This window comes from Paenibacillus sp. 2TAB19, from assembly GCF_052115185.1.
In the GTDB taxonomy this organism is placed as follows: Bacteria; Bacillota; Bacilli; order Paenibacillales; family Paenibacillaceae; genus Pristimantibacillus.
Genome location: NZ_JBFRGE010000143.1, coordinates 1 through 6923, shown reverse-complemented (window position 1 = coordinate 6923; position 6923 = coordinate 1). Strand labels below are relative to the sequence as shown.

Below are 6923 nucleotides of genomic sequence, written 5' to 3'. Positions count from 1 at the left end.
GCCTTAACGGTCGGTCGAACCCACGCTTATAGCGTGCGGGAATTCTCTCCCATCCAAAGCTCCATAACACAAAAAAAGAACCTCTTCAGGTTCTTGTCGTTTCGTTATGGAGCGGGTGATGGGAATCGAACCCACGCTATTAGCTTGGAAGGCTAAAGTTCTACCATTGAACTACACCCGCAAACAAGATGGTCGGGATGACACGATTTGAACATGCGACCCCCTGGTCCCAAACCAGGTGCTCTACCAAGCTGAGCTACATCCCGAATTAAGTATATCTTGCAATAAGTAAAGATGGCGCGGCCTAAGAGATTCGAACTCCTGACCTTTTGATTCGTAGTCAAACGCTCTATCCAGCTGAGCTAAGGCCGCAATCTTATGGAGCGGAAGACGGGAATCGAACCCGCGACCCTCGCCTTGGCAAGGCGATGCTCTACCGCTGAGCCACTTCCGCACGGTGTTTTCGTCAGCCGTTTCAATCAGTTAATGTCGCGGCGACAAGTAATAATATATCACCTAGAGAAACAGAATGCAAGTGTTTTTTGCGAAAAACTTAACTTTTTTTGAAAGTCGCTGAAATCCGTTAATTTTACTGGCTTTTCTCCGCATAGAAACAGTGACGAATAACCATAACGAACACAGCTGGCAATTAAAAAAAGCCATGACTTCAATTAAAGAAGCATGGCTTTCCATTAGATTAAGTATGTGCTATGCCCCAGCGGCAGCCATAACGATTTCCGGCTGAGAACGGCCCATCATTACTTTATCAGCCGTCGGCTGATCAGCAAGCGCGAACGGCAGGCATAGAGGTACGCCCGAACGCGGATCCGGTACGATATCGGCTTCGATATTGAACACTTCGCGCATAATCTCAGGCGTAATAACTTCAACAGGCGAGCCCTCGCCTGCAACTTTGCCAGACTTAATAGCAATCATATGATGTGCGTAGCGCGATGCATGATTCAAGTCATGAACAACCATAACGACCGTACGGTTGTTAAACTCATTAAGCTTCTGCAGCAGATGAAGCACTTCAAGCTGATGCGCCATATCCAGGAACGTCGTCGGCTCGTCAAGGAACAAAATATCGGTTTCTTGCGCCAAAGACATTGCAATCCAAGCGCGCTGACGCTGACCCCCGGACAGATGGTCGACCGGACGATCGGCGAACTCCGTCATGCCTGTTGCTTCAACCGCCCATTGCACGATTTCGCGGTCTTGCTTCGTCATCGAACCGAAACCCTTCTGATAAGGGAAACGGCCGTACGAGACAAGCTCAGATACGGTTAAGCCGTCCGGAGCTGTAGGATTTTGCGGAAGAATGGCAAGCTGCTTCGCTACTTCCTTCGTCGATTGCTTATGAATCGATTTGCCGTCTAGAAGTACATTGCCTTTAGATGGAATCATGATGCGGGCCATCGTTTTCAGGATCGTCGATTTGCCGGAGCCGTTCGCTCCTACAAGCGCCGTTATTTTCCCCTGAGGAATTGCAATGTTTAAATCTTGAACGATAAGACGATCATCATAAGCAATGTCGAGATTCGAAGTCGTAAGACGAATCATTAGACATGCACACTCCTTCCGCTGCCTGGTCAGGCTATATCTCAGTTAATTAGATTAATTAGGTAAAAAGTGATAACGATTATCACTACTTTAATAATGATAATGGTTATCACTGACAATGTCAATGTCTTCTTTCATCAAACCTTCACTCTGTCTTCATAAAAAGCAAAAGATGTGACCGTTCTATGACGACCACATCTTCATCCTGCTTAAATCTTACCACTTCAGCTTATTGCCGAACACGAGGGCATTGCTGATCAATCGGCCTGGTACGGTAATCATCTTCCCTTGCCCGTACATACCCGAAGAAGCTCCGCCGTCCATATTCATTGCTTGCTGAGCGCCAAGCGATACCATTATTTGGCCCCATTGCTTCATCGTAGCCGCCCCAACTGTAGCAAGAAGTAATGAACCGTCCTTCTTCACTACTATTGCGCTTCTGGCCGCTTTGTCGGTTAATATTTTGGAGCTGCTGAACCCTTCAGGGGCAGGATTAACCGCAAGCTTACCATTCGTTACAAGTCGCGGACCTGCGGCAACCGCGGTGTGAACCCGTCCCCAGTTGATCGCCTGTMCAGCCATATTCGTCATCGACACTTTATAATCAACAATCGTACCGACTTTGAAGCGCTCAGCGAGCTTCTCCTCTCCGCCAGTAAAGACGAGTACATAGCCGTCGGAAGGAATGTCGGCGTTCGTGTTTTTCGCTATTTTTGTAACGACGCCTTTGCGCACGGTGATCGCTGTTCCATATGCGAAGCCTATCTTGGCTCCACGCTTAGGCGTGAACATAATAGCAGAGGTCGTACCGGCAACCGGCGTCCGATTGACGAAGTAGACGTACCAGTTGTTCGGCGACTGGTAAGAACCGTTCGTTCCGCCGAGTATTTTGACGCGAAGAGTATCCATCACCACCGCACCGTCCCAGGTAAAACCGATCGCCGTCCCCGTATTGCCGATATGCTCGACTTTACCGTCGGTAATGACCGTGCCGTAAGGCTCTGGAATGCCTCCGTAAGCTTCGAAGTACGTCGCATTAATCGCYGCCTCCGCGTTGTAGGATTTGGTTATGTCGCTCAACTGTTGGACGACGCCGACTTTGCGGCTGGCTAGCCCCACGGTTACGGGCATACCCTTCGGAATAGCAACGGTATTAACGGAATAGGTTTGATTGTCTACCTTCACTTTTTTGAGCTCGTATTTGGTTTTGTAGGCTAAAGCAGCAGCCGTAACTTTGATTGGCAGCTTCAATTCGCCTTTGTAGCCCTTTGTAGTGACGACGACTGAGATGTTCGTCGAACCTACGGAGACAGGCGTAACCATGCCTTTGTCATCGACGCGGGCAACGGTCGGATTGCCCGATGCGTAGCTGACGGCGACGGGAACGGACAGCTTCAGCTTGTCCGTGAGCAGGAGCCTTGCATGAAGCGGCAGCGTGATCGACGCTGCCGCATAGGTGACCGCGACGGGCCGGTATGGCCCCGCCGCGATGAGCTTATCGGCGGACGCGTACACGATCCGTCCGCCGCCAAGGACTGCAATGCCGCCGACAGGCTGGGCGGCATCGCCCTTGTAGGTGTATGCGACTCGGCCGGCAGCGCCGTCGATCGCATACACCGCACCCGAGCGGGCGCCGGCGAGGATAACGCCGGCGCGAGCCGCTGTTGCTGGCGCAGCCGCAGGCGCCAGCGTCAGCGCGGCGGGCGCGAAGCCGCCCGCCCCATTGGCGCTCACGCGCCATGCTTCCGCGCCGGTATCCGCGCGGAAGGCCACGACGGCATTGCCGCCAAGCTCAGCGGCAACTGCCGTCTCTACGCTGTCCGAGCCGGTTGCAAGGATCGGCTCGGTCCAGCCCCCTGCCGCCGCTGCGGCGAACTCGCGACTGAAGCGGACTTTCCCGTCCGCTTCATAAGCCGCTGCCGCCTTCGGCGCAACAAGCACCACGCCGCCCTTGCTGTCGGCGGCGAGCTTCGCCCCCTTAAGCGGCTCCTGAAGCGCCGCCTCCCACTTAATGGCCTCCCCCTGTACCGCGTACAGAACGCCATTGCTTCCAATGACATAGACCCCCGTTGCTGCTTCCTCAATTTCTGTGACCGACACATCCTTCGGCAGCAGCGCTACCAACTTCTCTCCGTCTTTATCTAGCGACAAGATCGCGTTCTGATAAGCGAAATACGGCAGTCCTTCCCCGTCAGTCACCGTCTTCGAGGGCTGCAGATTTTCCGTCTTACCCGTGAAATAATAAATAGCTACCTGACCGCCTATTCCGGCACTGTCATAGCGATACAATCGTGCACTCTTGCCCGCTATGAACAACTGTCCATGCTTATTAACGGCAGGGGCCGAGAGATCTGTATAAGCATTCAATCGCTTAAGCGATTTGCCATTACTGTCAAAGTAGTTAATCCAGCCATTAGCTGCGACTGTTACGACCTTACCTGTTGCTATCATTAAAGGTTCATGCAGTGTACCATCGCCTGCCGCACGCCAATATTCAATCTCAGGCTTCGCTTCGACCACTGCTGACGTAGTCGTTGCTGCTGCAGCAAACGCTGCATTCTGCTTCCCTGCAACAGAAAACAGTGGAACACTTCCCCCGCCGAACGTGCAACCTATCGCTACCGACAGCGCAATCGCTACTCCCCTTAATGATTTTTTCTCTCTGCCTAGTGCCATTTCCTCATACTCCCTTAATTTCGATATAATGACTAGTCTCTTAGAACTATATCGTCAGGCRTATTTAGAAAATGAACAATAGGGAGCACGATTACTTTTGCAGCAAATCCAAAATGTAGCTCTTCATATCCACGATACGAAGTTTATCCGGTTTATCATTCGTACCCGCAACTATTAGCGGAACTAACGATACATTCGAATGCAAGGCGCCATGTCCCCCGCCTCCTGTATGTTCCGGAGAGCTCCCTCCCGTCAGCTCATACCCGGCCTTCGTCGTTACGACAATAAACTCTCCCTTATGCGAATTCAACGCTCCCCATAGACGCTGCAGACCATCCGGATATTGACCGTACATCAATTCCTTTTCTGTACGATCAACCTCCAAACCCATCACAGTGGCATCCCCTTTCCAGGTCCAATGCGCGCCATAACTATCCTTCCATTGGCCTCCGGCTCGATAGGAGAATAAACGTTCGGAATCACCTTGTCGTACATGAATCCAATCTCCTTCCTTCCAAGCAATTAGATCGATTCTGTTATCCCCGACTAAATGACCCGCAATTCCTGCTAACGACTGATCGGTGTGCAACTTATAGACGTAAGCCATCGTTTCATTAACCGCCAACACAATTTCCGTATCTCCGGTAATCTCCGCGCCTGGCTTTTGTATCCGATATTCGTCCAGCAGCTTCGTAAGATCAACAATTGGATTCTTATCTTTCGGCAAAATAACACTCATCCCGCTGTCTCCCAGCAGCATAATAACAGCCTGCTCGAGCGCTTTGTCTGTCGATCCGAATGCGGTTATAAGCCCCTCCAATTGCTTATCCAGCTTAAGTAGCCCTTCCATATCTTCCGGTCCATGATGGTGGAGCTTCTGATCCAAATCCGGCAAATATACATACAGAAAATCTGGCAATAACTGATGACGAATCAAATACTCCGTCGTCTGAAGCGCATATTCGTTCGTGAATCCTACACGATTAGTTAAATCAACGGGAAGCTTCACTTTGCCCTCGAGCGGATTGGAAAAGACGCCAAAAGACAAAAAATCAGGTCCTCCTACCTTAATCCGGTCGGGCAGTGACGTCGGTGCCTTCACCCACTCCGGGACACGCAGCCAATGAGCAGTCGGCCCTCTATAAATAATGCCATTAATAGAACCCGTAGTTAGCTTGCCTGCCACTTGATCATCTTCGAAAATCGTTTGTACCGCATGATGAATATGCTTTCCATTCAAATTCATAAGGGTATCGGCGGCAATCTCATTAATTCCTTGCTTCATCACTTCCATAGGCCCTGTTCCATAATTGATGACACGATTCTCATCGGCCGAATACCAGATCAGACCGGGCAAACCATGCTTATCCGGATAAGTCCCTGTTAGCAGCGATGTATCGATCGTGACCGACATCGTCGGGAACGAGCTGACTACATCTTTATAATATTGACCATGCTGTATTAAGCTCTTCAGCGTTGGAAGCTGATTCTGCTCCAAGCCCCGATCAATGGATTGGTACATGAGCGAATCCACGACAATCAAAATCACCTTTTTGCGACCCTTACTAGTGGAATTCACTTGTTGTTTCGCTTTTGAAGCAATGTGAAGCAGATCGGGCTCTTTCGGCTTCGGTTGTGAACAACTGCTCACGAGCACTAAGAGAAGAGAAATTGCGATCATTCTAATACTAAAATTCCATTTCATGCGCAACCGTACATTCCCCCATGTTTTAGTTATAAAATGCCCCGTATAACTAAAAATAAACAGCAAAAAACCCTTGATCTCTCAAGGGTTTCTTCATGGTATGGTGCGCGTAGAGGGACTTGAACCCCCACGGTCGCCCGCTAGATCCTAAGTCTAGTGCGTCTGCCAATTCCGCCATACGCGCGTGGGTGATGCGGGTAAAAATATGGTGAGCCATGAAGGACTCGAACCTTCGACACCCTGATTAAAAGTCAGGTGCTCTACCAACTGAGCTAATGGCTCGTACTAAAATGGCTGGGGATTCAGGGATCGAACCTGAGAATGACGGAGTCAAAGTCCGTTGCCTTACCGCTTGGCTAATCCCCAGCAGCGATATGGTGGAGGATGACGGGATCGAACCGCCGACCCTCTGCTTGTAAGGCAGATGCTCTCCCAGCTGAGCTAATCCTCCATAAATGGTGACCCGTAGGGGACTCGAACCCCTGTTACCTCCGTGAAAGGGAGGTGTCTTAACCACTTGACCAACGGGCCGTACTTTGATTGAAGCTTGTCTTCACTTATGTAAAGTGATCTGGAGCTCTCAACCGGGATCGAACCGGTGACCTCATCCTTACCATGGATGCACTCTACCTACTGAGCTATGAGAGCATGAATGGCTCCCCGAACAGGACTCGAACCTGTGACAACTCGATTAACAGTCGAGTGCTCTACCAACTGAGCTATCAGGGAACATTACAAAGAGGTGCGGTTAAATCTCAAGGCATTGCGCCCTGAAAACTGGATACGAAAGATGTTGCTGCTGAACTTTAGCTGTTGCTTACAGGTTGTATGGACCATATAAGCCTTTTAGGATAAGCCCTCGACCGATTAGTATTCGTCAGCTACACACATTGCTGTGCTTCCACCCCGAACCTATCAACCTCGTCGTCTTCAAGGGGTCTTACATACTGGGAAATCTCATCTTGAGGGGGGCTTCACG

At 50.5% G+C, this 6923-nt stretch carries 3 protein-coding genes, 11 tRNA genes and 1 rRNA gene; all 15 read right to left on the bottom strand.

Going from position 1 to position 6923, the window contains the following annotated elements; translation table 11 throughout:
• Nucleotides 1–107: 107 nt before the first annotated feature.
• Nucleotides 108–181, bottom strand: a tRNA-Gly gene (locus AB4Z33_RS30020).
• Nucleotides 182–189: 8 nt separating this feature from the next.
• Nucleotides 190–266: transfer RNA gene (locus AB4Z33_RS30015), tRNA-Pro, on the bottom strand.
• A 29-nt stretch (nucleotides 267–295) separates the two neighbouring features.
• Nucleotides 296–372, bottom strand: a tRNA-Arg gene (locus AB4Z33_RS30010).
• A 7-nt stretch (nucleotides 373–379) separates the two neighbouring features.
• Nucleotides 380–454, bottom strand: a tRNA-Gly gene (locus tag AB4Z33_RS30005).
• Between the two features lie 254 nt (nucleotides 455–708).
• Nucleotides 709–1563 carry an ABC transporter ATP-binding protein gene (locus AB4Z33_RS30000; protein ID WP_442053410.1) on the bottom strand — a complete coding sequence of 285 codons (855 nt, stop codon included), beginning with the start codon at nucleotides 1561–1563 and terminating at the stop codon, nucleotides 709–711.
• A gap of 216 nt (nucleotides 1564–1779) precedes the next feature.
• Nucleotides 1780–4239, bottom strand: a complete 2460-nt coding sequence (locus tag AB4Z33_RS29995; protein ID WP_442053409.1) for a phosphodiester glycosidase family protein — start codon at nucleotides 4237–4239, stop codon at nucleotides 1780–1782.
• Between the two features lie 91 nt (nucleotides 4240–4330).
• A complete protein-coding gene (locus AB4Z33_RS29990; RefSeq protein WP_442053408.1) occupies nucleotides 4331–5788 on the bottom strand; it encodes an alkaline phosphatase family protein in 1458 nt (485 codons plus the stop codon).
• Between the two features lie 257 nt (nucleotides 5789–6045).
• A tRNA-Leu gene (locus AB4Z33_RS29985) sits at nucleotides 6046–6128 on the bottom strand.
• Nucleotides 6129–6150: 22 nt separating this feature from the next.
• Nucleotides 6151–6226, bottom strand: a tRNA-Lys gene (locus AB4Z33_RS29980).
• A 9-nt stretch (nucleotides 6227–6235) separates the two neighbouring features.
• Nucleotides 6236–6310: transfer RNA gene (locus AB4Z33_RS29975), tRNA-Gln, on the bottom strand.
• Nucleotides 6311–6319: 9 nt separating this feature from the next.
• Nucleotides 6320–6395, bottom strand: a tRNA-Val gene (locus tag AB4Z33_RS29970).
• Between the two features lie 5 nt (nucleotides 6396–6400).
• Nucleotides 6401–6475 (bottom strand) — tRNA-Glu (locus tag AB4Z33_RS29965).
• A gap of 41 nt (nucleotides 6476–6516) precedes the next feature.
• Nucleotides 6517–6592 (bottom strand) — tRNA-Thr (locus AB4Z33_RS29960).
• Nucleotides 6593–6597: 5 nt separating this feature from the next.
• Nucleotides 6598–6673 (bottom strand) — tRNA-Asn (locus AB4Z33_RS29955).
• A gap of 118 nt (nucleotides 6674–6791) precedes the next feature.
• Nucleotides 6792–6923 (bottom strand): 23S ribosomal RNA (locus tag AB4Z33_RS29950); the annotation flags it as partial.

Coding starts and splice junctions, on each gene's coding strand:
- AB4Z33_RS30000 (WP_442053410.1), bottom strand. CDS start 1,563: ATGATTCGTCTTACGACTTCGAATCTCGACATTGCTTATGATGATCGT.